Below are 26,223 nucleotides of genomic sequence, written 5' to 3'. Positions count from 1 at the left end.
TTTTAAGATTCCTTAATAATCTCTGCCAATAATTTTTTTGCTCGTAATAACTTTACTTTTACGTTATTCATTGGTTCGTTAATATGTTCAGAAATTTCTTTGTAACTCAACTCTTGAAAATAACGTAGATGTATGATTTCTTTATATTTAGGCTTTAATTTTTTGATGTCTCTTAATAATTTTTCTAAATTTTGTTGTCTAATAATTTTATCTTCCGGAGTTGGGTTATCATCCACAACTAAATATACTTTACTCTCTTGTTCATTGGTGGTTTCTGTAGTAATTGATATCTTTTTTTTACGAAGAATATCAATATGAACATTTTTAGATATGGTAATCAACCATGTTTTAAATATGTAGTTTTCATCAAAACTATGTATTTTATCAAATGCTTTAGAAAAGGTTTGAATGGTAATATCTTCAGCATCATTTTCGCTTTTTGTACGTTTTAATTGAAAATTATAAACATCAGCCCAAAAAGTATTTAATAGAAAGCGAAAAGCAGATTGACTTCCTGTTTTAGCTTCTAATATATACAATTCAATATTTTTATTGTCTATTTTCAATTATTTCGTTTTGAAATCAAATTAGTGATAAATATACTAAAATGAAAAATAAGTAAACCAATTTCTAAGATTGGTAAGAAGAAAGTAACTTGTGGTTCATTTAGTTTTTTTGTTAAAAAGCCAATCACTAAAAATTGAACAATAAAATATATTGATAAAATTGCTAAAATTATTTTCCAAGGATAAAAGAAAAATAATACAGTTGATAATATGTAAGTGAAAGATTTTGTAAATAAGAAAATTTTTAAATAAAATTGATGACCAAATTTATAATGTTTTTGAGTACTATTATCTATTTTAATTTGTTGAAACCAGTTTATAAAAGTGCTTGGAGATTTAGATTCAGTAAAACTATTTTTACTTATACAAAAAGTAGTATTTTCTTTTTTTGCTGCATCTTGTATAAATAAATCATCTTCGCCATCTTTTAAATTTATATGATTTATAAAACCATTTACATTAAAAAACTCAGATTTTTCATAACCAAAATTTTGTTTTGCTGCCTTATATGGAAATCCCATTTTTATAGCACTTAAATATTTAATAGAAGTAAGTAAGTTCTTGTATCTAGCCAATATATTTAAAAGCGAATTTTCTTTTTTAAATTTATGATAACCAATAACTATGCTTTTCTTTTGTGTAAAATGATTATTCATTTCCTTAATCCAACTTTTTGAAACGGGTTTGCAATTAGCTTCAGTAAAAAGTAAAAGGTCGTGTTTTGCAACTTTTATTCCTAAAGTCAAAGCATATTTTTTACTTCCCCAAAAGGCCTCATTATTTTCAACATCAATAATTCTAATTTTGGAATATTTTTCTTTTAAAGAAGCTACAATTTCATCTGTATTATCATTTGAAGCATTATTAATTAAAATAACTTCAAATTTTGGATAGTCTTGATTTATTATAAAAGGAATAAATCTCTCCAGGTTTTCCCCATTATTTTTTGCAAAAATAATAATAGAAATAGGATTGTTGTTAAGTGTTTTTTTTGTTGTGTTATTTTTCTTAAAAATGGAAGAAAAGATCAAATAATAAATGATTTGAATCCATGTAAAAACTACAAAAGCGTAGAAAAATACAAGTAAAATCATTTAAAATAAGATGTTAATTATGTTGTGGTTCAGCACAGTTGTCAAACTGATCAGGGGTTTTTCCGCAAAAACCGCAAGCGTCTCCATCTTTATTTAACATTGGGTTTTGACTAGCACAAGTACCTGCAAATTTACCATCTTTTTTTACCCAAATTTTTATAGCAATTCCTGCAACTGCAAGTGATAATAAACCTAAAGTAAGAAGAAATAATTTCATTGTAAATAAATTATAATACAAATATACATATTCTAATTCTGATGTTAATTATTCTTATAAAAAATATTTATTGGTGACTTATTGTTTTTTTTAGTGTCAAAAAAACAACTAATTAAAAAAAATAAATATGGATACAATTACAGAAGCGTTAAAGAGTTTTTACAATACAATTTCATCAGGATTAGGAAATTGGGGATTACAATTAATTGGAGCAATAGCTGCACTTATTATTGGTCTTTGGGTGATAAGAATATTGATGAATGCAATTTCTAAAATTTTCGAAAAAAGAAGTATAGATGAAACTTTACAACCATTTTTATTAACTGCTCTAGGGTTTATATTAAAATTATTATTAATTATTTCTATAGCAGGTATTGTAGGTTTTCCGATGGCTTCTTTTGCAGCCTTGCTAGCAGGGGTTGGTTTAGCAATTGGAGCAGCATTTAATGGTTCTTTGGGGCATATTGCTTCAGGAGTTATGTTGTTGATATTTAGACCTTTTAAAGTTGGAGATTTAATTAAAACCAATGATGCTTTTGGTTTTGTAAAAGAGATATCTGTTTTTGTAACTGTTATAGAAACTTTTCAAAATGAAACAGAAATTATACCTAATTCAGCTGTTACAGCAAATAAGATTACAAATTTAACAAAGATTGGAAATTTACGTATCGATATGCCTTTTGGTATTAGATATGGTGCAGATATAGCTAAAGCAAAGCAAATTGTTTCAGATGTATTATCAAGTGATAAAAATGTGTTAAGTAAAGAAGGTTTTTTACCAAGAGTTGCTGTTAATAATTTAGGGGCAAATGGAGTAGAGCTATTAGCAATGCCATATGCTAACTGTGAAAATTATTGGGATGTTTATTGGGATACTAGACAAAAAATTGTTGAAGCTTTAGGTGCTGCAAATTACGAAGCACCTTTACCACAAAGGGTTGTTACGATGATAAAATAATAATAAATTTAATTTTATAGTAAATGCAGCAAATTTTCAAAATTAGCTGCATTTTTTATTTAAAAAATAAAAACAGTAACTTTAGAAAAAAATTATTAATTAAATATTGATATTATGAAAAAATACTTTGCCGAACTTTTCGGAACATTTTGGCTTGTTTTTGGTGGTTGTGGTAGTGCAATTTTTGCTGCTGGTTACCCTGAATTAGGAATTGGTTTTGTAGGGGTTTCTCTTGCTTTTGGTTTAACAGTTTTAACAATGGCTTATGCTGTAGGTCATATTTCTGGTGGGCATTTTAACCCAGCAGTTTCATTTGGTCTATGGGCTGGAGGTAAGTTTTCTGCTAAAGAATTAATACCTTACATTGTTTCTCAACTAGTTGGTGCAATTTTAGCTGCATCAGCCTTATATCTTATTTTTTCTGGAAAATCTGGTTTTGAAACTATAGGTAGTTTTGCTGCTAATGGTTATGCAGAGTTGTCTCCTGATGGATATAGCATGCAGTCAGCTTTTGTTGCTGAGTTTTTATTAACTATGTTTTTCTTGTTAATTATTTTAGGAAGCACAAATGAAAGAGCCCCAAAAGGTTTTGCACCAATAGCAATAGGTTTGGGTTTAACTTTAATTCATTTAATTAGTATTCCTATAACTAATACATCTGTTAATCCAGCTCGTTCTATGAGTCAGGCTATATTTGCTGGTGGTAGTTATTTAACGCAATCTTGGTTGTTTTGGGTGGCTCCAATAGCTGGTGCAATTGTTGCAGGTTTAATATATAAAGTTTTGTTTGATAAGGAGTAGTTTTATTTAAAATGAAATTGAAAACCAGATATTCGTTTATGAATATCTGGTTTTTTTGTATGTTTACTTTTTTATAAAACTTTGGAAGAACAACAATTTATTGAACAATTAATTAAAGGAAATCAAAATTCTTTTGCTAAGCTTTTAGATGCTTATCAGCAAAAAGTTTTTAGTACTTGTATTTCTTTTGTTCCTAATAAAGAAGATGCAGAAGATATTGCACAAGAAGTTTTTTTAGAGGTTTATAAATCAATTTCTAAATTTAAAGGAGACTCTAAATTATCCACTTGGATTTATAAAATTACAACCAATAAATGTTTAGAGTTTATTAGAAAAAAAAATACTAAAAAACGTTCTGCTTTTATGCAAACTATTTTTGGAAATGAAATACCTATTGATAAAACAAGTTATTTTACAGAGTTTTCTCATCCAGGAATTTTATTAGAGAATAAAGAAAAAGCAGCAACTATTTTTAAGGCAATTAATACTTTACCTGAAACACAAAGGGTAATTTTTACATTGGCTAAAATTGACGGTAAAAGTTATCAGGAAATAGTTGAAATTACAGGTAAAAGTTTAGCATCAGTAGAATCTGTTATGTTCAGAGCAAAAAAAGGATTACAGAAAAAATTAGAAAAATTTTATAAAAAAGAAAATTATTAATGAAAAAAATGTACAAGTTTTTATAATTAATAGCATCTTAATAATTATCAGTTATTTTAGAATAAAGTAAAATGGAAAATAAACAACATATTAATAATCAGGTTGATGATACTTTTAATGTATTAGATAAAATCGAAAAAGTTAAAGTAAATCATTTTTTCAAACATAAAGTTTTACAAAAAATAAATACTGATATTGAAGTGGTAAAACCGATTAAATTTAGTTGGTTTACACCTAATTTTCAGTTAGCAACACTAAGTATTGTTTTATTGTTAAATATTGGAGCTATTTTTTATGCATTTTCTATCACTGAAAACACATCTACTTCTGATTTAGATATTTTTGCACAAGAATACTCTTTACGATCTAAAAATGATTCTCTTTTAAAATAACAAATATGAAATCAAAATTACTTCCAATATTATTAGTTGTTTTAGTTTTATTAAATGGTGTTTTAATTTTTATGTTGATTAATAAATCACGTATAAAAACTAAAGTTTCACATAGAAAATTTATTACTAAAGAACTTAATTTTTCTGATGATCAAAATGTTAAGTTTAGATATTTAGATCAACCTCATAAAGAGACAATGATGGGCTTAGATGATGATATTAGAAAACAAAGAGATTTACTTTTTAGTTCTTTTTCAAATACTTCTAAAAACTTAGACTCTATAAGTAAAATTATTGGAGCATTAGAAGCTAAAAAAGATTTAGAAATATTTCGTTTTTTTAGTTCAATAAGAAAAATTTGCACAAAAGAGCAACAAGTAAAGTTTGATCTTATAATAAAACAAGCTTTAAAGGGAGGTAAACATGGGCCTCCAAGGCATGGCCAAAAAAATCATCCACATAGAGAAAGAGGTATGCCACCACCTCCAAGATAATTTTAAAAAAAAAATAAACTATTTATAATTTAAAGGGTCTAAATAAAAAAACAAGGTTGATTTATTTAATTACATACAGAATTAAATATTACAAAATCATCAATTTTTTTTAATGACGTCTTGTAATTTTCTTTGATAGAAGAAAAGGCTGTTACAGAATTAGGCTGGTTTTATAAGGTTTTATAGTTTGGAGGTAATATTTGGTATTGTAAATTGGGTTACAATATTTTTTTAAAACAACAGATTTACCTAACCATACAGAAAACCCTATATTATTTGAGGAAAATAAAAAATGAATAAAATTATAAGGAAGTTTTGAAGGAAAGTTTCTGATAGTCCTGTCATTTTTTTACAAGGCTTTTTTATGTTAACGTAAAGTTAACATGCAGAGGTTATTTAAATTAACTACATCAAAATATATAACAGTTAAAAAGAATAAAAAATGATAAAATCAATATTAACAATCAGTTTTACAGTTTTAACATCAATTGTGGTGTTGGGACAAGAAAATAATGATAATAAGCGCCCTGATGGGCCACCGTCTGTAAAACAAATATTAAAAGATTTAGATACAAATAAAGATGGAAAAATTTCTTTTAAAGAAGCAAAAGGGCCATTAAAAAAAGATTTTAATGAGATTGATACCAACGAAGATGGATTTATTTCTCAAAAAGAATTAAAAAATGCTCCTAAACCAAAAAGAAGAGAAAACTAAAAAAAATCAATTAAAATTAACTTTTATGAATTATTTAAAAAAAATATTATTTTTTTTACTTGTTTCTCTATCATTATTTTCATGTTCAAAAGATGATAGTACAGAAACAGTAGAAGAGGAAGAAGTAGTTGTTATCGATGATACAGATTTTACAGCTACAGATTGGACAACAGATACACACAGTAAGGATGCAGAACCTGATTTTGATGAAGTATTTGAAGACAATACTGTAAAAAGATTAGATTTTGTGATAACTGAAGAGCGTTGGCAAAATATGTTAGATGACATGACATCTTTATACGGAACTTTCGGGAATGGAAATGGGAGTTTCTCTGATGATGATGATGATCCTATATTTGTACCTGGAGAAGTTTTTTATGAAGGAAAACAATGGTATAGAGTTGGTTTACGATTTAAAGGAAATTCTAGTTTAGCAAGAACTTGGGCTGAAGGAAATTTAAAATTATCTTTTAAGATGGATTTTGATGAATATGAAGACGAATACCCTCAAATAGATAATCAACGTTTTTATGGATTTAAAAAATTTAGCCTTAAAAATAATTTTGATGATAAATCCTTTTTAAGAGAAAAAGTAGCTACAGATGTTTTTAGAAACGCAGGTTTAGCATCTTCTCATGCAGCTTTTTATACTTTATATGTAGATTATGGAAATGGGCCAATATATTTTGGGTTGTACACTTTAGTTGAAGAAGTGGATGATACTGTTATAGAAACTCAATTTTCAAGTGATGATGGTAATTTATACAAACCAGATGGAGATGCTGCTTCCTTTGCTATCAGCACTTTTGATGAAGATGAGTATGTTAAAAAAACAAACGAAGATGAGGCGGATTTTACAGACGTTTCTAATCTGTTATCTATAATTCATGATGCTACAAGAACAACAGATGCTGCAACTTGGAGAGCAAATTTAGAAACAGTTTTTGATACAGATGTATTTTTAAAGTATTTAGCAGTAAATACAGTTATTCAAAATTGGGATACTTATGGAAGAATGACGCATAATTATTTTTTATACAATAATCCAGACACGAGTAAACTAACTTGGATTCCTTGGGATAATAATGAAGCTTTACAAACAGGTAAACAAGGAGGTTCTTATAATTTAGATTTTTCAGGATTAAACGCTTCTGAATGGCCATTAATCGGTTACCTTTATCAAGATGAAGTGTATAAAGAAAAGTATGACACGTATGTTCAAGAAGTAATTGATGGCGCATTTAATGAAACTACAATTCAATCGTTATATACAAGTTACGCTTCTTTAATAGAATCTTATGCTACTTCAGAATTATCTGGCTATACTTTTTTAGATAATACTTTAGACTTTCAATCTGCAATTAGCGAATTAAACGCACACGTTACTTCTAGAAAAAACGCTGTAGAAAGTTATTTAGACTAAAACCGCAAGTTTTTTAGATCTAGTATCTAAACAATACATTAATAATTAAAACAAATCAACATTATGAAAAATCAATTTTTTAAGAGCATATTTTTTTTATCAATCTTATTTTTTGGTATTGTTTCTTGTAGTTCAGATGATGAAATTGAAACAGAAGTTGAAGTTGAAACAGAGGAGGGTATTACAGAATTAAGTAGTGCTTTTGACCAGTTTTCAGATGCAGTTACTGTAACTTTATCTGATGACGGAACTGAAATTTTAATTGAAACAACAGGCTATCCAAATCATACATCAATTTACTGGGAAACTGATAACCCTCTTTATATTGATGAAACTAGCGAAGGTGTTACAAAAACAACTCAGAATACATATATTGGTGGAGGTACAGGTGAAGCGTCTAGTTTTATAGTTGACTCGACACCCAACTTAACAGGTGCTGCTGTTGCAACAGAGTTAAATACAATAGGGATAGCCGTTAGTGGAGCAGCTATTTTTAATGACCAAGAAGGAAGCGGAGATCTAGATAGTGCAGCTGGTAGTTTAGATTGGGCTGGAGCTCATAAAGGTCCAGGTGTATATCATTATCACTTAGAACCTACACCTATTACTAGCGATGATGAAAGTTTGGTGGGTATATTAATGGATGGTGTTTTTCTTTATGGAAGAAAATGTAACTCAACCGGAGATACTCCAACAGATTTAGATGCTTCTGGAGGGCATACTTCTACAACACAATATGAAAGTGAAGAAATTTATCATTACCATATTATTAATGAAGAATACCCAGCTGCCAATTATGCATACCAACCTGCGATTGTACTTTTTGCTGGGCCATTTCAAGGATACTAAAATATTAAACAATGAGAGCAATTTTTCTTTTAATATTTATTACTTTTTCAATAACTGGTTGTAAAAAAAACATATCTAAAAATACTATAGGTAAGATAGTTGTAGAAGATAGGTTTATAGTTGTTGATGATGTTGAGGTACTAAAAAAAGCATTGGTTCTTAATAGTAATAAAGGTAAGTGGTATTATAAAGGAAAACCTTTTAATGGTTATTCTTTAAAATATTACTCAAATGGTGTTTTAGAAGAAAAATGGGGTTTTTATAATGGTAGAAGAGAAGGTATTGCTAAGCGTTGGACTAAAAATGGAAAACTTCAAGTAGAATCTTATTATAAAAATAACCGTTTAAATAGCGAGTATAAAACTTGGTGGGAAAATGGCACTTTAGCCAGTCAATCTTTTTATGAGAATGGCGTAATACAAGGAGTACAAAAGAAATGGTTTTCAGATGGGCAATTATCTAAGTTAAGAAATCTTGTTGATGGTAAAGAACAAGGTTTTCAAAAAGCTTGGTTAGCAAACGGAAAATTATATGTTAATTATGAGGCTAAAAATGGACGTATTTTTGGTATGAGAAGAGCAAACTCATGTTTTAAACTTGAAGATGAAGTTATTATTAGGAAAAAAAATATATAGAATTTTATTCTTTTTTTTATTTGTAATTACTTTTAGTTGTAAAAAACAAATTAAAAAAGAAAATATTAAAATAGCTGAAACTAGTAGGGTAGAGTATTTACCTTATTATAAAGATGAAACTTTTACTCCTAACTGGCTAAAACCTGGTTCTAAAGAAGAAAAAAAGTTTCATAAAATTCCAGATTTTAATTTAATAAATCAATTAGGAGATTCTATTTCAGAAAAAACATTTGAAAATAAAATATTTATTACAGATTTCTTTTTTGCAACATGTAAAGGTATTTGTCCAAAAATGACAAGTAATATGTTTAAAATTCAAGAAGAATTTAAAAATGATTCAGAAATTTTGTTGCTATCACATTCTGTAATGCCTTCTGTTGATAATGTTGAAGTTCTTAAAAATTATGCTGAAAATAATGGTGTTATTGATAAAAAATGGCATTTAGTAACAGGAGATAAAAAACAAATTTATAATTTAGGAAGAGATTATTATTTTGTTGAAAATGATTTAGGAGAAGAAAAAAGTATTGATGATTTTTTACACACAGAAAACTTTTTATTAATAGATAAGAAAAAACATATAAGAGGTATTTATAATGGGTTAAACCGAGCTTCTATAGCTCAGTTAATAACAGATATAAAATCTCTACAAAAAGAATTGTAATAATTGTGGGGGTTATTACAAATAAAATGCTTTATCTGTAAAAAGATAAGGCGTTTTTTTCTTCTATTTAAAGCTTTAATCATAAGTTTTATAGAATATAATGATCTAAAAAAATAAAGAAGTTAAAACAAATTTATATAAAATGTTAAATGATATTCAAATATTAATTAAAGATTTTTTACCTATTTCTTTAAAAGAAATGAATAGTGTTGCGTTAATGAAAAGGACGGATACAAAATTTGTAATTAACAAAAGTGAACTGAACTTAATTCTAAAGAATATTAAAAATGATTATAATGTATTAGAAATTAATACTGACAGAATCATGAGTTATTCATCATTATATTTTGATACTTCAGAAAATAAATTTTACAATGATCATCATAACGGAAAAAATAATAGAACAAAAATAAGGCAAAGAAAATATATAGAATCTGATTTATGTTTTTTAGAGATTAAACAAAAAAATGGTAAAGGAGAAACGAATAAAACAAGAATTCCTGTAAATGATTTTGAAATAGATTTATCAAAATCTTCAAAAGAATTTATTTTAAATACTACAAATACACAATATGATTTAGAGCCAAGTTTATGGAATGGTTTTAATAGAATTACACTGGTAAATTTAAAAAACAAAGAAAGAGTAACAATAGATTTAAATTTAACATACAAAATAAATGAAATTAAAAAAAGCTATGAAAACCTAGTAGTTGTAGAGGTAAAACAAGAACGCTTTAATAGAAAATCTAAAATAGTAAAAGCTTTAAAATCAATTAAACAACACCCTTACAGTATTAGTAAATATTGTATTGGTATGATTAGTCTTTACAAAGATTTAAAATATAATATTTTCAAGAAAAAATTAATAAGAATAAATAAAACAATAGCATAATTATGGAATTTTTAAACATACCACTTTTTGATGACGACTTTTATAAAATGTCATTTCGTTTTTTAATAAACCTAACCTTTTTAACACTAATTATAAGATGGCTGTATTACTCAAAAACAAAACGTAAAGATTATCTTTTTACTTTTTACATGATTAGTTTTATTGTTTTTTTCTTATGTTTTACCCTTAAAAAGTTTGAGTTAGATATTGGTATGGCACTTGGTCTTTTTGCAATTTTTGGTATTATTAGATATAGAACCGATGCTATAAATATTAAAGAAATGACCTATTTATTTGTTGTAATAGGTGTATCTGTAATGAACTCTTTAGCTAACAGAAAAATGAGTTTAACAGAAATAATAATAGCAAATAGTATAATTGTATTATCTATAGCTATTATTGAAAAAGTATGGCATTTAAAACATGAAATTTCAAAAGAAATTGTTTATGAAAATGTAGACAATATAAAACCTCAAAATTATAACTTATTAAAAGAAGATTTAGAAGAAAGAACAGGTTTAGTAATAAATAATATTAAAATTGGTAATATAGATTTTTTAAGAGATACCGCAGTTCTTACTATCTATTATTACAATAAATAATATACCTAATAACAAACATTATGAAAAATACAATCAAAAAAATATTACTTGTAATTTTAGTACTTTTTACCACAATAAATTATGCTCAAACAGAAGGAGATACAGATTGGGCTTCTTGGAATACAGTTGGTGTAGATTATAAATTAAACAATAAGTTAAGTTTTGGTTTTGCAGGGCAATTACGTTTCAAAGAAAATATTTCTGTTGTTGATGAATACTTTACAGAGTTAAGTGGTGCTTATAAATTATTTAAAGGTTTTAAAATTGGAGCAGGTCTACGTTATATTAGCGAAAATGATAATACAGGTAATGTACAAGGGTATGATAATTACTTTAGGTTTAATATTGATGCAAGCTATAAACACCAAATTAAAAATTTTAAATTAGGATATAGGCTGCGTTATCAAAATAAAAATGAAATAGGAGTTTCTTATGCTGAAGGTGATTTTGTGAATCAAAACCTTCGTTTTAAAACCTCAATAGAATATGATATTAATAATTGGAAATTAGATCCAAAGTTTTCTGCAGAAATTTTTAATAGGTTTCAAGAAGGAAAAGATAATGGATTTAATAAATATAGATTAACTCTTGGAACTGATTATAATTTAAAAGATTTTGGAAAAATAGGTGCTTTTTACAGAATAGAAAAAGAGTTAAATGTTGATTTACCTGACACTAAAAATATAGTAGGATTAAAATATATATATCGTTTTAAAAATAAATAAACTTTTACCGCAAGTTTTTATTTTTTAATACATCTAAAGATAAAATAATTGTTGGGATAATTATTTTAAGTTTTAGGAAGTCTTGTATATTTATATACAGGACTTCTTTTTTTAAGAAATTTTAAAATTATTAAAATAAATAAACTTTTACCGCAAGTTTTTATTTTTTAAAACATCTAAAGATTAAAATTGAATTGGGTTAATTCGATGAAAGGACTTCTTACTTAGGTTTGAAGTCTTTTTTATTGAATAATATTTACCTCTATTTCTAAAGGAATTTCAAATTTTTTAAAGATTGTGTCTTGAATTTTTTTAGCTAACTCATAAATTTCTTTTCCTGTAGCTTTACCATAATTTACAAGAACTAAAGCCTGTTTTTCATGAACGCCATATTCTCCAAATCGTTTCCCTTTAAATCCAGCTTGTTCTATTAACCATCCAGCAGGTACTTTAGTTTCAGTACTTGAAACTATATAACTTGGAATATTAGGGTGTTTTTTTTGAAGTTTTAAAAACTGAGTTCTTGAAATTACTGGGTTTTTAAAAAAACTACCACTATTTCCAATTTCTTTAGGATCGGGTAATTTAGATTTTCTGATAGCAATTACTGCATCAGAAATATCTTTTAAAGTAGGATTTGTAATTTTATTGGAAGCTAATTCTGTTTCGATTGCACCATAAGAACTATTTAAATTATGGTTTGATTTTGTTAAATGAAAGCTTACAGAACAAATAATATATTTTCCTTTTTTATCATTCTTAAAAATTGAGTTTCGGTAACCAAAATCACATTCTTGATTAGAAAATTGAACCAATTTTCCAGTCTTAATTTCTATCGCTTCTACTTTTGTAATTGTGTCTTTTACTTCAATTCCGTAAGCGCCAATGTTTTGTATTGGACATGTACCAACATTGCCAGGAATCAATGATAGATTTTCAATTCCGCCATAATTGTTTTCTACACACCAAAGTACAAATTCGTGCCAATTTTCACCAGCATTTACGGTTAAATAAACATCGTTATTGTTTTCTTTATCAATAGAAATTCCTTTGATATTAATATGTACTACTAAATTTTCAATATCTTTTGTTAGTAACATATTACTTCCACCAGAAATTAAAAAAATATCTTTTTCAACTTTTAAAAGTTGTTGTAATTCATAAACAGAATCAATAGAAATAAAACGTTTTGCAGTTACATTTATACCAAAAGTATTATAATTTTTAAGCGATATGTTTTGTGAAATTTTCAACTAATTTTTATATTTTTTTAAGGCTTCTGCTAAAATTTCTACAGATTTAATTAAATTCTTTTTGTTCAATACATAAGCAATTCTAACTTGATTTTTACCTTCTCCTGGAGTAGAATAAAATCCACTTGCAGGTGCAACCATAACAGTTTCATTATTATGGTTAAATTTTTCCAACAACCATTGAGCAAAATCATCAGAATCATTAACGGGTAACTCAGCAATACAGTAAAAAGCTCCTTTTGGTTTGGCAACTTTTATACCCTCAATTTTTTGCAACTCGTTAATCAAAGTATCTCTTCTTTCTACATATTCATCAATAACTTCATCAAAATAGCTTTGCGGGGTGTCTAAAGCAGCTTCACTTGCTAGTAATGCATATGTTGGTGGACTTAGTCTTGCTTGTGCAAATTTTATAGCAGTTTTAATAAAAGTATTATTTTTAGAAACGATGCAACCAATTCTAGCTCCACACATACTGTATCTTTTTGATACAGAATCAATAATTATAGCGTTTTCCTCTAAGCCATCAAAAGACATTATTGAATGATGTTCTAAACCATCATAAGTGAATTCTCTGTAAACTTCATCAGCAATTAAAAATAAATCATGCTTTAAAACAATTTGTTTTAGCTTTTCTATTTCTTCTTTTGAATATAAATATCCTGTAGGATTTCCTGGATTACAAATTAAAATTGCTTTTGTTTTTTTTGTAATTAGTTTTTCAAACTCTTCAATTTTCGGAAGCTCAAAATTATCTTCAATTTTAGAAATTACAGGAACTACAGTTACCCCAGATGCTGTTGAAAAACCGTTATAATTTGCATAAAAAGGCTCTGGTATAATTATTTCATCACCAGGATCTGTAATACTTCCAATTGTAAAAAGCAAAGCTTCAGACCCGCCAGTTGTTGCAATTATATTATTTGCAGAAACATGCATACTTTTGTTTCTATAGTAGTTTGCCAATTTTATTCTGTATTCTTCAGAACCTTCAGAACGAGCGTAAGATAATGTTTTAATTGTGTTGTTTTTTACTGCGTCTAAAGCAATTTGTGGTGTTTTAATATCTGGTTGCCCAATATTTAAATGAAAAACATTAACACCTCTTTTTTTAGCATCTTCTGCAAATGGTACCAATTTCCTGATAGGAGATTCTGGCATTTGAATTCCTTTTTTAGATATTAAAGGCATAATATTTTTTGATTTAATGTGTATGCAAATTTGCGAAATATATTTTATTTCTCACTTCTATTTTGGAATCTTTAAAAGGTTAAACTTTTGCTAAAAAAAATAAAAGAACATCTTAAAGTTTGTATCTTACTTTTTCATTTTAACATTTTTCATTGAAAAAAGTACTTTTATTTTTTATAATCTTCATTTTTAATTCTCAACTAACAGTTAATGGGCAAGATGGTTTTCGGTTTTTAAATGAAAACCAAAAACGACAAAGAGTAAGTTTTAAGTTAATTAATAACTTAATAATTATTCCTTTAGAAATTAATAATAAAAAACTTTCTTTTATTTTAGATACTGGTGTTAATAAAACCATACTTTTTAATATCTCTCAAAATGATAGTATAGGTTTAAATAGTGTAAAGAAAGTTGCTTTGCAAGGTTTAGGAGAAGGTGTTGCTGTTAATGCATTGGTATCAAAAAATAACAAGTTGTCTTTAAAAAAAATGAAGGGGTATAATGAAACAGTTTATGTGGTGCTTAATGATTATTTTGATTTTTCAGCTAAAATGGGAGTAACCATTCATGGTATTATTGGTTATAATTTATTAAAGAATTTTATTGTTAAAATAAATTATAGATCGAAAGTAATCGACTTTTATAATCCAAAATTATACAATTATAAAAATTGTAATAAGTGCGAAACTTTTCCTTTATCTTTTTTTAGGAAAAAGCCATATATAGATGCAAAAGTTCAACTTGATACTATTGGAAGTAAGTTAACCGATGTAAAATTGTTGGTAGATTCTGGAGGAAGTGATGCAATATGGTTATTTGAAGGAACAAAAAAAAACATACAAACTCCAATTCGCTTTTTTAAAGATATTCTTGGCGAAGGTTTAAGCGGTACTATTTATGGCAATAGAAGTAGAATTCCAAAAATTAAACTAGGTTCATTTGAAATTAAAAAGCCAACAGTTTCTTTTTTAGATTCAGTTTCTACACATAATGCAAGACACTTTAAATCTAGAAATGGTAGCATTGGTGGCAATGTTTTAAAAAGGTTTAAAGTTTGGATAGATTATCCAAATAAAAAAATGGTTCTTAAAAAGAATGCTTCATTTAAAGATGAGTTTAATTATAATATGAGTGGCTTGGATGTTATGTATTATGGGAAACAACTTGTAAAAGAAATTGATGAAAAAGTTCATGCAAATACCTTTAAAAATCAAAACAATCAAAGAAACTCTATCAATTTAATTACCCGTTATTCCTATGAATTTAAACCTTTATTTATGATTAGAAATGTTGTTAAAAACTCTCCTGCGGATAAGGTAGGAATTAAAAAAGGTGATTTTATATTAAAAATAAATAATAAACCAGCACATCAATTCAAGTTATCAGATATTATCAATAAATTTCAAGAAAAAGTAAATAAAAAAGTTAGAATTACAGTTAAGAGAAATGAAGAAACTTTAAAGTTTGAATTTCGTTTAGAACAAAAAATATAATATATTTTTAATTTTCAGATAGTAAACTTTTTTCTTTTTCTAAAGAAATACCTTTATCAACAAAGCCTTTAATTTTTATAATTTTCCTTTCACTTTTAGCATTTGAAAAAATGGTAATAGATTTAGAAAATCCACCAAGCCTGTTAGTATTATAAGAAACCTTAATTTTTCCTTCTGCACCAGGCATAACTGGTTCTTTAGGTTTTTCAGGAATTGTACATCCACAACTAGATTTAATGTTTTTTATAATTAATGGTTGATCTCCAATATTAGTAAAAACAAATGTTCTTTCACGTTCTGAACCTTTTGCGATTTTTCCATAATCTATAGTTTCTTTTTCAAATTTAAATTCTTGAGCATTAAAAGATAAAGAAAGAGTAAAAATTAGTAATAAAGTAAAATAAGTTTTCATTGTATGAATGAGATTTAATAATGTAAAATTAAACTTTTTTTTTAAATTAAAAAGTTAACAGTTTTTTTTTGTTGCTAACAGATAGTTGTATTTTTGTCAACTATATATCAAAAATTATTCCAAAGTATGAATATTCCATCTAAATATGATGCAAGTAAAGTAGAAGATAAATGGTATGAATATTGGATGAAAAATAACTACTTTCATTCAACACCAGATGAAAGAGAGCCTTACACAATTGTAATCCCGCCACCAAACGTAACAGGAGTTTTACACATGGGGCATATGTTAAATAATACAATTCAAGATGTATTAATTAGGCGTGCACGTTTATTAGGTAAAAATGCTTGTTGGGTTCCTGGTACAGATCACGCGTCTATAGCTACAGAAGCAAAAGTTGTTGCTAAGTTAAAAGAACAAGGAATTTCTAAAAGTGATTTAACACGTGAGGAATTTTTACAACATGCTTTTGATTGGAAAAATGAATATGGAGGAATCATTTTAGAACAATTAAAAAAGTTAGGAGCTTCTTGCGATTGGGAAAGAACGGCCTTTACAATGGATCCAGAAATGTCTGAATCTGTAATTAAAGTTTTTGTTGATTTATACAACAAAGGTTTAATTTACAGAGGTTACAGAATGGTAAACTGGGACCCTGAAGCAAAAACAACACTTTCTGATGAAGAAGTAATTCATGAAGAAAGACAAGGGAACTTGTATTATTTAGAATATAAAATTGAAGGTTCTGATGATAGGTTAACTATTGCAACTACAAGACCAGAAACTATTTTTGGAGATACTGCAATTTGTATCAATCCTAATGATGACCGCTTTACTCATTTAAAAGGTAAAAAAGCCATTGTACCTTTATGTAATAGAGTTATTCCTATTATTGAAGATGAATATGTAGATATAGAGTTTGGTACAGGTTGTTTAAAAGTTACACCTGCACACGATGAAAATGATAAAAATTTAGGAGATAAGCACAAATTAGAAGTAATTGATATTTTTAATGATGACGCTTCTTTAAATTCTTTTGGTTTACATTATCAAGGAAAAGACCGTTTTGTAGTTCGTAAAGAAGTTGTTAAAGAGTTAGAAGAAAAAGGAATTTTAATAAAAACTGAAGTGCATACCAATAAAGTTGGTACATCAGAAAGAACTAAAGCAGTTATAGAACCAAGATTATCAGATCAATGGTTTTTAAAGATGGAAGAATTGGCGAAACCTGCAATTAAAGCGGTTTTAGGTGATGATACTGATATCAATTTATATCCAAAGAAATTTGAAAACACATATCGTCATTGGATGGAAAATGTTCGTGATTGGAATATTTCTCGTCAACTTTGGTGGGGACAACAAATTCCTGCATATTTCTATGGAGACGGAAAAGAAGATTTTATAGTAGCAGAGAATATTGAAGCAGCTCTAGAGCTTGCGAAAAAGAAAACTAATAACCAACAATTAACAACTAACGACTTAACTCAAGATGAAGATGCTTTAGATACTTGGTTTTCTTCTTGGTTATGGCCAATGTCTGTTTTTGATGGAATTAGAAACCCAGAAAACAAAGAAATTAAATATTATTATCCAACAAACGATTTAGTTACTGGTCCAGATATTTTATTCTTTTGGGTTGCAAGAATGATTGTTGCAGGGTATGAATATAAAGATGAAAAACCTTTCGAAAATGTTTATTTAACAGGTTTAGTTAGAGACAAACAAAGAAGAAAAATGTCTAAACAATTAGGAAACTCTCCTGATGCTTTAAAGTTAATTAAAGAGTATGGTGCTGATGGTGTAAGAGTTGGACTTTTACTAAGTTCTGCAGCTGGTAACGATTTAATGTTTGATGAAGATTTATGTCAGCAAGGAAAAGGATTTGCAAACAAAATTTGGAATGCTTTCCGTTTGATAAAAGGTTGGGAAGTTGATGAAACTTTACCGCAACCAGAAACTTCTAAAATTGGTTTAGAATGGTATGAAGCTAAGTTTCAAAAAACGTTGGCAGAAATAGAAGATCATTTCTCTAAATACCGTTTATCAGATGTTTTAATGGCAATTTATAAACTAATTAATGATGATTTTTCTTCGTGGTTATTAGAAATAGTTAAGCCTGCTTATCAACAACCAATTGATAAAAAGACATTTGATGCTATTATTGAAGTTTTAGAAAATAACTTAAAAGTTTTACATCCATTTATGCCATTTTTATCTGAAGAAATTTGGCAATACGTTACAGATAGAGCTCCTGAAGAAGCTTTGATTATTGCAAAATATCCTGAGCAAAAAGAATTTAATACTGCAATTATTTCTGATTTTGAGTTTGCAGCAAATGTTGTATCTGGAATTAGAACGATTAGAAAAGACAAAAACATTTCTTTTAAAGATGCTGTAGAATTATTTGTAATTGATAATGATAAAAGCACTAAAACATTTGATCTTGTGATTCAGAAATTAACAAATACAGCTAGCATAAACTACGTTTCAGAAAAAGTAGAAGGCGCTTCATTTAGAGTAAAATCTAATGAATATTTTGTGCCGATTTCTATTGAAAATATTGATGTAGAAGCTGAAATTAAGAAATTGGAAGCAGAACTTACAAGAGCAGAAGGTTTCTTGGTTGGAATCAATAAAAAACTATCTAACGTACGTTTTGTAAATAATGCTCCAGAAAAAGTGTTAGAATTAGAGCGTAAAAAAGAGTCTGATACAATTGCAAAAATTGAAACTATTAAAAGTAGTTTGGCAAGTTTACAATAAGAATATTTATTGTTGTATGTAATTACTAAAATCCTTTTAAAAAAAAGAAAATTATGAAAAAAATATTATTTGTCTTATTTATTTCAATATCAGGAAACGTTTTAGCTCAATCAAGTCCACAAGATTTAATTAATACCTTTTTTACCACTTATGAAAAAGATGCTGGAAAAGCTGTGAAAGAATTATATGCAACTAATAAATGGACCGAAAGAATAAAAGATGACATTGATAAAATAGTGGGAACTGTAAATGGTTTTACGGAAAGTTATATGGGGAAATATTATGGGTATGAAATCATTACAAAGAAAAAATTCTCAGAAAGCTTTGAATTATATTCGTATATGATAAAATATGATAGACAACCAATTCGATTCATTTTTAAATTTTATAAACCAAACGATAAATGGGTATTATATTCATACGCATTTGACGATAGTTTAGATTCTGAAATTCAAGAAGCCGCAAAACTTTACTATTTAAAATTAGACGAAAAATAACTAATTAAAACAAAGTATAAATCTTATTGCTAACTTTACGCTAAACCACCAAACGCAACAAGCCTTAATTCAGAAGTGATATAACACCCCTTCAAATTTTTAATTTGAAGGGGTATATTTTAGAGTAGGGCTTCTTTTAAAATAGTAATAGGGTGTTTAGCAACTCGTTTTGTACCATCAAAAATTTGATGTCTACAACTGGTTCCAGCTGCAGCAATTTCTGTATCAGAACTACAATTTCTTACTTTAGGGAAAAGAGTATCCTCACCAACTTGCATACTTACTTTATAATGTTCTTTTTCATAACCAAAAGAACCAGCCATACCACAACAACCAGTATTTAAAATGCTAACATTGTAGTTTTTAGGAATGTTTAAAATAGAAAAAGAAGCGTGTGTGCTAGATAATGCTTTTTGATGACAATGTCCATGAATTTTTATAACCTTAGATTCTTTTGTAAATAACTTAGTGCCTATATTCTTGTTTTCTAGTTCTTTGGCTAAAAACTCTTCAAAAGTAAATGTATTTTTAGCAATTTTTTCTGCAGATTGTTTATCATCAGATAAACGTAAATATTCGTCTCTAAAGGTTAAAATTGCTGAAGGTTCAACACCAATTAAAGGTGTTTTATTAGTAATTAAATCTTTAAAAATTGTTATGTTTTTATTACAAATTTCTTTAGCTTCTTTTAAAAAACCCTTAGAAAGATAGCTTCTAGCACTTTCTAAATGATCTACAGATAAGACCGTATATCCTAATTTTTCTAATAGAAAAACGGCATCTTTACCAACTTCAGTATCATAAAAATTAGTAAACTCATCATTAAATAAATATACTTTTTTATCTGTTTTTTTAGGTTGATGTTTTCTTAACCAAGCATCTAATGTTTGACTAGAAAGTTTAGGAACGCTTCTTTCTTGCGCTACTCCCATTATTTTTTTAGCCAAACCAGTATTTGTTAAAAGGTTTGTAATTGCTGGAATTTTACTTCCTAATTTATTGTATTTGGCATTATTTGCAAATAATTTACTTCTAAAAGTATACCCATTTGTTTCTTGATATTGATATAAAAATTCTGCTTTTAAAGCAGCAACATCAACATTACTTGGGCATTCAGAAGCGCAAGCTTTACAGCTTAAGCATAAATCAAAAACCTGTTTTAATTCTTTATGATTAAATTTATTAGATTCATCAGAATTTGTTAAAAATTCACGCAAGGTGTTTGCTCTAGCACGTGTTGTATCTTTTTCGTTTTTTGTGGCTCTATAACTTGGGCACATTGTACCGCCAGCTTCAGCAGATTTTCTACAATCTCCAGAACCATTGCATTTTTCAGCGAGTTTTAAAATTCCTTCATTATCAGAAAAATCTTGTATTGTTTTTATTACAGGTTCATTTCTATCAACTTCATAACGAAGGCTTTTATCCATAGAAAAGGCATCTGTAATTTTTCCTTGGTTAAAAATATTGTTAGGGTCAAATGATTTTTTTATCCTTCTTAATAATTGATAATTTTTATCGCCAATCATTAAAGGAATAAACTCTGCGCGTACAATTCCGTCTCCATGTTCTCCAGAAAAAGAACCTTTATATTTCTTTACAAGTTTAGCTGTTTCAGTTGTAATTTTTCTAAATAAAACAACATCTTCTTTCTTTTTTAAATTTAAAATTGGGCGTAAATGTAACTCTCCAGCACCTGCATGTGCATAATACACCGCGTTTTGCTGATATTTGTCCATAATTTTGGTAAACTCTTCAATATAATTTGGCAAGTCTTCTAATGCAACTGCAGTATCTTCTATACAGGCAACTGCTTTTTTATCACCAATAATATTTGCCAATGCTCCTAAACCTGCTTTACGTAAATAATGCACCTTAGCAAGATCCGCTCCATAAACCTTTGGATGATGATATCCGAAGTTGTTTTTTTCTAAATCAGTAATTAAATTATCTGCTAATATTTCTGCTTCTTCAATGGTATTTGCAGATACTTCTAACATTAAAACTGCTTCGGGATCTCCTTTTAAAAAGAACCTGTTTTTTGCCAATTCACGATTGTTTTTTGTACAATCTAAAATAGTTTTATCCATTAATTCACAATTGTACAAATTGTGATTCATTGCAATAATAGTGGCTTTTAAACTTTCATTAATACTCTTAAAATGAGTACAAACCATTATGCTTTCTGTTGGAGCTATATCATCTAATTGTAGCGTGATTGACGTAGAAAATGCCAATGTACCTTCGCTTCCTGATAAGAATTTTGCAACGTTAATAGTTGGTAATGTTCCTCCAAATAAATCGGATTTTAAGAATTCATCTACAGCATATCCTGTACATCTTCTATGAATTTTTTCTTTTGGAAACTGTTCTTTAATTTCTTGCTGATTTTCTACAGAAGAAAGTTCTTCAAAAATAGATTGATAGATTTTACCTTCTAGAGTGTTTTCTTTTGTTTTTTTTAAGAATTCTGCAGATGTTATTTCTTTAAAAATAGCCTTGCTTCCGTCGCTTAAAATAGTGTCAATTTGCAATACTTTGTCACGTGTAACTCCATATTTTATTGAGGTGCTTCCGGATGAGTTATTACCAACCATTCCACCAATCATACATCTATTTGATGTTGATGTGTTTGGCCCAAAAAATAATCCATAAGGTTTTAGAAATCGGTTTAAATCATCTCTAATAATTCCTGGTTCTAATTTAATAACTTTTGCTTGTTCATCAAAAGTAAGGATGTTTGTAAAATGTTTAGAAACATCTACTACAATTCCGTCTCCAACGCACTGACCTGCAAGTGATGTACCAGCTGTTCTTGGTATTAAAGTGATACTATTTTTTATTGCAAAATTAATTAAAACTTGAATGTCTTTTTCATCTTTTGGAAAAGCAACCGCTAACGGAATTTTTCTGTAAACAGAAGCATCCGTTGCGTATAAAGTTTTATGTAAATCATCAAAAAGAACATCACCAGAAAGTGAGTTGTGTAAGTTTTTTAAAGTAGAATTATCAATCATCAAAAAATGTAAAAGTATCTAATTTACAAATATCTGAATAAAATTATCATTAAAACAGAATCGTTACAGAGTTTCTGAATTTTTGTTAATTTGATAAAAATAGAATTATAATATTGTTGATTTTTCTTTAATGGTTGTTGTAAATATAGTTTTGCTTTATATTGTTATGTTCAGTTTATGTAAAAAAAAATAAATAAGATTATTGTTACATTACAATATCATTTCTCCAAGTATATGGCTCTGGTATATCAGTATCATCAATTAGTTGTCTTATATCTATTTCAATTCCTCTACTTAAATCTGTAATTGGCACATCATTTGGTCCACCTTCAAAAGGATTTTCTGTGTTTTCTCCAATTTTTTCCATGGTATGAAAAACCCAAGATAATAAAGCGCTAAAAGGAATAGAAAACCACACAAAATGGTTTGCAATAGCTTCTTGTAATTTATGAGTAAAAGAAGAATGTGAAGCGTGTTTTGCTAAATCTTCTAAAATATGTTCTCCAATCCCTTCAAAACCACTCATAATTCCGAAAGGTAAAAGAATAATAAAAATCCAAACAAATACATAGTTTATTGTTGCATATTGTCTAGGGTACGGAAAATTTTTAATGCGTTCGCTTTTACCTTGTAAGGTGTAAAACTCTACAAGAACATTCATCATTTCCATATGACGAAAATCTTCTATCAACCCTTCATTCATCAATTCTTTTAGTTTACGCGATTGTATACCTAGTATTTGTGAGGGTTTATTTCCTTTAGCAAAAACCTCTTTGTATTCATCATCTGAAATATAAGGTTTAATAGCAGTTTCTATTTCATTTACATCTTCACAAACTAAATAATGAGCTTCTCTAAATTCATTATTTCCCTTATCATTTTTAATATGAGATTCCCATGGTTTTTCTGCACGTAATTGATAGCGTAAGGCTGTTAACCATGCAATATGTCTATGAACTATTTCTTTTTTTATGTTTTGTAACTCTTTATCTGATTTTGGATTTTTAGCATGCGTATTGTCTATAAAATCTTTGACCATAATGGTCCAAGATCTAGAGGTGTTTACAATTCCTCCCCAAATTTTACGTGCTTCCCATAACCTATCATAAGAAGCGTTATTTTTAAAACTAATTAAAAATGAAATTGCAGTTCCTAAAACTCCTAAAGGTAACCAAGGTACATGTAGCCATTTTAAGCCAGCAATATCAAATAAAAATACTGGTATTGTGGCTATTAATAAAAAAAGTAAAATGTGTCTTCTTGTCCATTTTATGACTCCTTTTACAGGAAAAAATCTTTTAGTATACATAAAAAATATTGTTAAAGTATCAAATATAAACTTTTTGAATTCATATATTTGGAATAACTAAATTCAAATCACAAATGAAAAAGTTTCTGTTTTTAATATTGTTTATATCTGCCTCATTTTCCGCTCAAAAAGTAGATTTATCTTATTATCTTCCTAAAGATGTAACTTATGATCAAAAAATACCAACGCCAAAATCAGTAATTGGTCATGAAGTAGGAGAGTGGCATATTACACATGATAAGTTAGTGGAGTATATGAAAGCTTTAGCTGCTGCTTCCAATAGAATTTCTATTGAAAATAGAGGTAAAACTTATGAAGATAGACCTTTAATTTTATTGACAATTACATCGCCAGAAAATCATAAAAATATAGAAGTAATTAGGAAAAAACATATAGATGCTACTAATAATTTAGTTGATGTTACTAATAATCCAATAGTTGTTTATCAAGGTTTTTCTATTCATGGAAATGAGGCAAGTGGTTCTAACGCTGCCTTGGCAGTTGCTTATTATTTAGCAGCAGCACAAGGAATTGATGATTTATTAAATAATACGGTTATTCTTTTTGACCCTTCTTTTAATCCTGATGGATTGCAACGTTTTGCTTATTGGGCAAATACAAACAGAAGTAAAAATATTAATCCAGATCCAAATGATAGAGAATATTCTGAGATTTGGCCAAGAGGAAGAACTAATCATTATCAGTTTGATATGAATAGAGATTGGCTGCCAGTTCAATTACCAGAAAGTAAGGCTAGAATTGAAAGTTTTCATAAATGGTTGCCAAATATTTTAACAGATCATCATGAAATGGGAAGTAATTCTAGCTTCTTTTTTCAACCAGGAATTCCTAGTAGAACTAACCCGTTAACACCAAAAATGAATCAAGATTTAACCAAAGAAATTGCAACTTACCATGCAAAAGCGTTAGATAAAATAGGTTCTTTGTATTATTCTGAAGAGAGTTTTGATGACTTTTATTATGGTAAAGGTTCAACTTTTCCGGACATTAATGGTAGTATTGGTATTTTGTTTGAACAAGCTAGTTCTAGAGGGCATGCACAAGAAACTGTAAACGGAATTTTAACTTTTCCGTTTACAATAAGAAATCAATTTACTGCGGCTTTATCTACTTTAGAAGCTGCTAATAAAATGAGAACTAAAATCTTACAATATCAACAAGATTTTTATAAAGAATCTAGAAATTCTGGAGAGAAAAAAGCTATTGTTTTTGGTGATGAAAAAGATGCTGCAAAAAGTTTTCATTTAGCAGAAGTTTTAAAAAGACACAAAATAAAAATTCATGAAGTAAAAGATGATTTTTCATCTAATGGAAAAAATTTCAAAAAAGGATACAGTTATGTAGTGCCTATGAATCAGAAAAATCAACGTTTGGTAAAAGCAATGTTTGATGTACGTAAAACCTTTAAAGATAGTTTGTTTTATGATGTTTCTGCGTGGACATTTAATCATGCTTTTGGAGTTGATTATACAGAAAACGTTTCGTTGGCTAAAGCTGGAAATGAAATTGTTGATTTAAAAATGAATGCAGGAAGTGTTTCTTTTAAAAGTGATTATGGATATTTAATGCCATGGAATGAATATTACACTCCTAAGGCTTTGAACGCTATTTTACAAAAAGGTTTGCGTGCTAAAGTTTCTATGAAGAATTTTAAAAACGGTGGTATTTCTTATGATTACGGAACTGTTTTTATTCCTGTTCAAAATCAAAAGTTAAATGCTGTTGAGTTGTATCAATTCTTAGAAAAAACAGCAACAGAAAGTCATGTAAAAATAAATGGTGTAAACACAGGTTTAAATGATGGTATTGATTTAGGAAGCAATAATTTTAGTGCTATAAAAAAACCAAAAGTTGCTATGATAGTTGGTGATGGAATTACAAGTTATGATTCTGGAGAAATATGGCATTTGTTTGATCAACGTTTTGATATGCATATAACACGTTTAGATACGCGTGATTTTAATAGAATTAATATTGCAAAATACTCACACATTGTAATTCCGAGTAGTAGATTAGATAAATCTGCTGTAGAAAAATTGAAAACTTGGGTAAAAAATGGAGGAATTATTATTGGTTATAAAAACACAGCAAGGTGGTTGGCCAGTAATAAAATGATTAGTTTAAACTTTGAAAGTTCTAAAATCGATACAATAAAAGATGTCTCTTTTGAAGAACGTTCTTTACAATCTGGAGCACAATATATTGGTGGTGCAATTTTTGAGGCAAAAGTAGATCGTTCTCACCCAATTAATTTTGGATATAAGAATGATAAAATAGCTTTATTTAGAAATTCTACGATGTTTATTAAGGCAGATAAAAAGAGTTATAACAACCCAATTCAATATACTTCAAATCCATTATTAAGTGGATATATTTCTAAAGAGAATTCAAAAGTGATTAAAAATACTGTTCCTTTTAAAGTACAAAGACTCGGTAGGGGTAGGGTTATTATTTTTACTGATAATACTAATTTTAGGGCTTTTTGGTTTGGTACCAATAAATTATTAATGAATGCTGTTTTCTTTGGCGATAAAATGTAGGTTTTAGTTTTTAGTAAAGCTTAATGTATTGGAATTA

Annotated in this window: 25 protein-coding genes; 17 read left to right on the top strand and 8 right to left on the bottom strand. The window is 27.8% G+C overall.

The features are described 5' to 3' along the window. Positions 1–2 precede the first annotated feature (2 nt). From Q0733_RS01735 to Q0733_RS01725, 3 genes are read right to left on the bottom strand one after another with little or no spacing between them, the layout of a single operon-like run. Positions 3–566, bottom strand: coding sequence for a sigma-70 family RNA polymerase sigma factor (locus Q0733_RS01735; protein ID WP_298778178.1), 564 nt, complete (start codon positions 564–566; stop codon positions 3–5). Beyond that, positions 563–1,660, bottom strand: coding sequence for a glycosyltransferase (locus Q0733_RS01730; protein ID WP_298778176.1), 1,098 nt, complete (start codon positions 1,658–1,660; stop codon positions 563–565). The genes Q0733_RS01735 and Q0733_RS01730 overlap by 4 nt, the downstream gene beginning before the upstream one ends. Positions 1,661–1,673: 13 nt before the next feature. Beyond that, positions 1,674–1,877 (bottom strand): membrane or secreted protein, encoded by a 204-nt coding sequence (locus Q0733_RS01725; protein WP_298778173.1) that lies wholly within the window; start codon positions 1,875–1,877, stop codon positions 1,674–1,676. A 127-nt stretch (positions 1,878–2,004) separates the two neighbouring features. On the opposite strand from Q0733_RS01725, the gene Q0733_RS01720 reads away from it, so the two are divergent. The 13 genes from Q0733_RS01720 to Q0733_RS01660 all read left to right on the top strand — a co-directional run bounded on the left by Q0733_RS01720 (position 2,005) and on the right by Q0733_RS01660 (position 11,690). Continuing rightward, positions 2,005–2,835, top strand: a complete 831-nt coding sequence (locus Q0733_RS01720) for a mechanosensitive ion channel domain-containing protein (protein ID WP_298778172.1) — start codon at positions 2,005–2,007, stop codon at positions 2,833–2,835. Between the two features lie 114 nt (positions 2,836–2,949). Further along, complete coding sequence (gene aqpZ, locus Q0733_RS01715; RefSeq protein WP_298778170.1) at positions 2,950–3,636, top strand: aquaporin Z; 687 nt, start codon at positions 2,950–2,952, stop codon at positions 3,634–3,636. A gap of 81 nt (positions 3,637–3,717) precedes the next feature. Next, positions 3,718–4,299 carry an RNA polymerase sigma factor gene (locus Q0733_RS01710; RefSeq protein WP_298778168.1) on the top strand — a complete coding sequence of 194 codons (582 nt, stop codon included), beginning with the start codon at positions 3,718–3,720 and terminating at the stop codon, positions 4,297–4,299. A 71-nt stretch (positions 4,300–4,370) separates the two neighbouring features. Next, complete coding sequence (locus Q0733_RS01705) at positions 4,371–4,691, top strand: hypothetical protein (protein ID WP_298778165.1); 321 nt, start codon at positions 4,371–4,373, stop codon at positions 4,689–4,691. A 5-nt stretch (positions 4,692–4,696) separates the two neighbouring features. Beyond that, the gene (locus Q0733_RS01700; RefSeq protein WP_298778163.1) at positions 4,697–5,185 is read left to right on the top strand and encodes a hypothetical protein; all 489 of its coding nucleotides are present in this window, start codon (positions 4,697–4,699) and stop codon (positions 5,183–5,185) included. 442 nt (positions 5,186–5,627) lie between these two features. Beyond that, positions 5,628–5,900, top strand: coding sequence for an EF-hand domain-containing protein (locus tag Q0733_RS01695; RefSeq protein ID WP_298778160.1), 273 nt, complete (start codon positions 5,628–5,630; stop codon positions 5,898–5,900). 25 nt (positions 5,901–5,925) lie between these two features. Continuing rightward, the gene (locus Q0733_RS01690) at positions 5,926–7,323 is read left to right on the top strand and encodes a CotH kinase family protein (RefSeq protein ID WP_298778158.1); all 1,398 of its coding nucleotides are present in this window, start codon (positions 5,926–5,928) and stop codon (positions 7,321–7,323) included. 63 nt (positions 7,324–7,386) lie between these two features. Continuing rightward, positions 7,387–8,172 (top strand): YHYH protein, encoded by a 786-nt coding sequence (locus Q0733_RS01685; protein WP_298778156.1) that lies wholly within the window; start codon positions 7,387–7,389, stop codon positions 8,170–8,172. 11 nt (positions 8,173–8,183) lie between these two features. Further along, complete coding sequence (locus Q0733_RS01680) at positions 8,184–8,807, top strand: hypothetical protein (protein WP_298778154.1); 624 nt, start codon at positions 8,184–8,186, stop codon at positions 8,805–8,807. Then, entirely contained in the window at positions 8,776–9,471 is a 696-nt protein-coding gene (locus Q0733_RS01675) for an SCO family protein (RefSeq protein WP_298778152.1), read from the top strand. The genes Q0733_RS01680 and Q0733_RS01675 overlap by 32 nt, the downstream gene beginning before the upstream one ends. Positions 9,472–9,613: 142 nt before the next feature. Further along, a complete protein-coding gene (locus tag Q0733_RS01670) occupies positions 9,614–10,363 on the top strand; it encodes a polyphosphate polymerase domain-containing protein (RefSeq protein ID WP_298778150.1) in 750 nt (249 codons plus the stop codon). 2 nt (positions 10,364–10,365) lie between these two features. Next, the gene (locus Q0733_RS01665) at positions 10,366–10,965 is read left to right on the top strand and encodes a DUF4956 domain-containing protein (protein WP_298778148.1); all 600 of its coding nucleotides are present in this window, start codon (positions 10,366–10,368) and stop codon (positions 10,963–10,965) included. A gap of 20 nt (positions 10,966–10,985) precedes the next feature. Beyond that, positions 10,986–11,690 (top strand): DUF2490 domain-containing protein, encoded by a 705-nt coding sequence (locus Q0733_RS01660; RefSeq protein WP_298778145.1) that lies wholly within the window; start codon positions 10,986–10,988, stop codon positions 11,688–11,690. 242 nt (positions 11,691–11,932) lie between these two features. On the opposite strand, the gene murB is transcribed toward Q0733_RS01660, so the two are convergent. After that, positions 11,933–12,943: a UDP-N-acetylmuramate dehydrogenase gene (gene murB, locus Q0733_RS01655; protein WP_298778142.1), complete on the bottom strand. Its 1,011-nt coding sequence runs from the start codon at positions 12,941–12,943 to the stop codon at positions 11,933–11,935. Further along, entirely contained in the window at positions 12,944–14,134 is a 1,191-nt protein-coding gene (locus Q0733_RS01650) for a pyridoxal phosphate-dependent aminotransferase (RefSeq protein WP_298778141.1), read from the bottom strand. Positions 14,135–14,286: 152 nt separating this feature from the next. Here Q0733_RS01650 and Q0733_RS01645 point away from each other — a divergent pair, with 152 nt between their 5' ends. Then, positions 14,287–15,627, top strand: a complete 1,341-nt coding sequence (locus tag Q0733_RS01645) for an aspartyl protease family protein (RefSeq protein ID WP_298778139.1) — start codon at positions 14,287–14,289, stop codon at positions 15,625–15,627. 7 nt (positions 15,628–15,634) lie between these two features. Here the strand turns inward: Q0733_RS01645 and Q0733_RS01640 are convergent, their stop codons facing one another. After that, entirely contained in the window at positions 15,635–16,039 is a 405-nt protein-coding gene (locus Q0733_RS01640; protein WP_298778137.1) for a DUF1573 domain-containing protein, read from the bottom strand. A gap of 126 nt (positions 16,040–16,165) precedes the next feature. Between Q0733_RS01640 and Q0733_RS01635 the strand changes: the two genes are divergently transcribed. Further along, entirely contained in the window at positions 16,166–18,802 is a 2,637-nt protein-coding gene (locus tag Q0733_RS01635) for a valine--tRNA ligase (RefSeq protein ID WP_298778134.1), read from the top strand. Between the two features lie 53 nt (positions 18,803–18,855). Continuing rightward, positions 18,856–19,299, top strand: coding sequence for a hypothetical protein (locus Q0733_RS01630; protein ID WP_298778131.1), 444 nt, complete (start codon positions 18,856–18,858; stop codon positions 19,297–19,299). A 119-nt stretch (positions 19,300–19,418) separates the two neighbouring features. Here Q0733_RS01630 and Q0733_RS01625 read toward each other — a convergent pair whose 3' ends face one another. Next, positions 19,419–22,316 carry an FAD-binding and (Fe-S)-binding domain-containing protein gene (locus tag Q0733_RS01625; protein WP_298778130.1) on the bottom strand — a complete coding sequence of 966 codons (2,898 nt, stop codon included), beginning with the start codon at positions 22,314–22,316 and terminating at the stop codon, positions 19,419–19,421. A 205-nt stretch (positions 22,317–22,521) separates the two neighbouring features. Next, positions 22,522–23,625 (bottom strand): bestrophin family protein, encoded by a 1,104-nt coding sequence (locus Q0733_RS01620; protein WP_298778128.1) that lies wholly within the window; start codon positions 23,623–23,625, stop codon positions 22,522–22,524. Positions 23,626–23,699: 74 nt separating this feature from the next. Here Q0733_RS01620 and Q0733_RS01615 point away from each other — a divergent pair, with 74 nt between their 5' ends. Next, on the top strand, positions 23,700–26,186 hold the full coding sequence (locus Q0733_RS01615) for a M14 family zinc carboxypeptidase (RefSeq protein WP_298778126.1): 2,487 nt from the start codon (positions 23,700–23,702) through the stop codon (positions 26,184–26,186). Positions 26,187–26,223 lie beyond the last annotated feature (37 nt).

Source organism: uncultured Polaribacter sp., from assembly GCF_947500975.1.
GTDB lineage: Bacteria > Bacteroidota > Bacteroidia > Flavobacteriales > Flavobacteriaceae > Polaribacter.
This window is presented reverse-complemented; position numbering and strand designations above follow the sequence as displayed.

Coding starts and splice junctions, on each gene's coding strand:
- Q0733_RS01730 (WP_298778176.1), bottom strand. CDS start 1,660: ATGATTTTACTTGTATTTTTCTACGCTTTTGTAGTTTTTACATGGATT.
- Q0733_RS01725 (WP_298778173.1), bottom strand. CDS start 1,877: ATGAAATTATTTCTTCTTACTTTAGGTTTATTATCACTTGCAGTTGCA.
- Q0733_RS01720 (WP_298778172.1), top strand. CDS start 2,005: ATGGATACAATTACAGAAGCGTTAAAGAGTTTTTACAATACAATTTCA.
- aqpZ (WP_298778170.1), top strand. CDS start 2,950: ATGAAAAAATACTTTGCCGAACTTTTCGGAACATTTTGGCTTGTTTTT.
- Q0733_RS01705 (WP_298778165.1), top strand. CDS start 4,371: ATGGAAAATAAACAACATATTAATAATCAGGTTGATGATACTTTTAAT.
- Q0733_RS01700 (WP_298778163.1), top strand. CDS start 4,697: ATGAAATCAAAATTACTTCCAATATTATTAGTTGTTTTAGTTTTATTA.
- Q0733_RS01695 (WP_298778160.1), top strand. CDS start 5,628: ATGATAAAATCAATATTAACAATCAGTTTTACAGTTTTAACATCAATT.
- Q0733_RS01690 (WP_298778158.1), top strand. CDS start 5,926: ATGAATTATTTAAAAAAAATATTATTTTTTTTACTTGTTTCTCTATCA.
- Q0733_RS01685 (WP_298778156.1), top strand. CDS start 7,387: ATGAAAAATCAATTTTTTAAGAGCATATTTTTTTTATCAATCTTATTT.
- Q0733_RS01680 (WP_298778154.1), top strand. CDS start 8,184: ATGAGAGCAATTTTTCTTTTAATATTTATTACTTTTTCAATAACTGGT.
- Q0733_RS01675 (WP_298778152.1), top strand. CDS start 8,776: ATGAAGTTATTATTAGGAAAAAAAATATATAGAATTTTATTCTTTTTT.
- Q0733_RS01670 (WP_298778150.1), top strand. CDS start 9,614: ATGTTAAATGATATTCAAATATTAATTAAAGATTTTTTACCTATTTCT.
- Q0733_RS01665 (WP_298778148.1), top strand. CDS start 10,366: ATGGAATTTTTAAACATACCACTTTTTGATGACGACTTTTATAAAATG.
- Q0733_RS01660 (WP_298778145.1), top strand. CDS start 10,986: ATGAAAAATACAATCAAAAAAATATTACTTGTAATTTTAGTACTTTTT.
- Q0733_RS01650 (WP_298778141.1), bottom strand. CDS start 14,134: ATGCCTTTAATATCTAAAAAAGGAATTCAAATGCCAGAATCTCCTATC.
- Q0733_RS01640 (WP_298778137.1), bottom strand. CDS start 16,039: ATGAAAACTTATTTTACTTTATTACTAATTTTTACTCTTTCTTTATCT.
- Q0733_RS01635 (WP_298778134.1), top strand. CDS start 16,166: ATGAATATTCCATCTAAATATGATGCAAGTAAAGTAGAAGATAAATGG.
- Q0733_RS01630 (WP_298778131.1), top strand. CDS start 18,856: ATGAAAAAAATATTATTTGTCTTATTTATTTCAATATCAGGAAACGTT.
- Q0733_RS01625 (WP_298778130.1), bottom strand. CDS start 22,316: ATGATTGATAATTCTACTTTAAAAAACTTACACAACTCACTTTCTGGT.
- Q0733_RS01620 (WP_298778128.1), bottom strand. CDS start 23,625: ATGTATACTAAAAGATTTTTTCCTGTAAAAGGAGTCATAAAATGGACA.
- Q0733_RS01615 (WP_298778126.1), top strand. CDS start 23,700: ATGAAAAAGTTTCTGTTTTTAATATTGTTTATATCTGCCTCATTTTCC.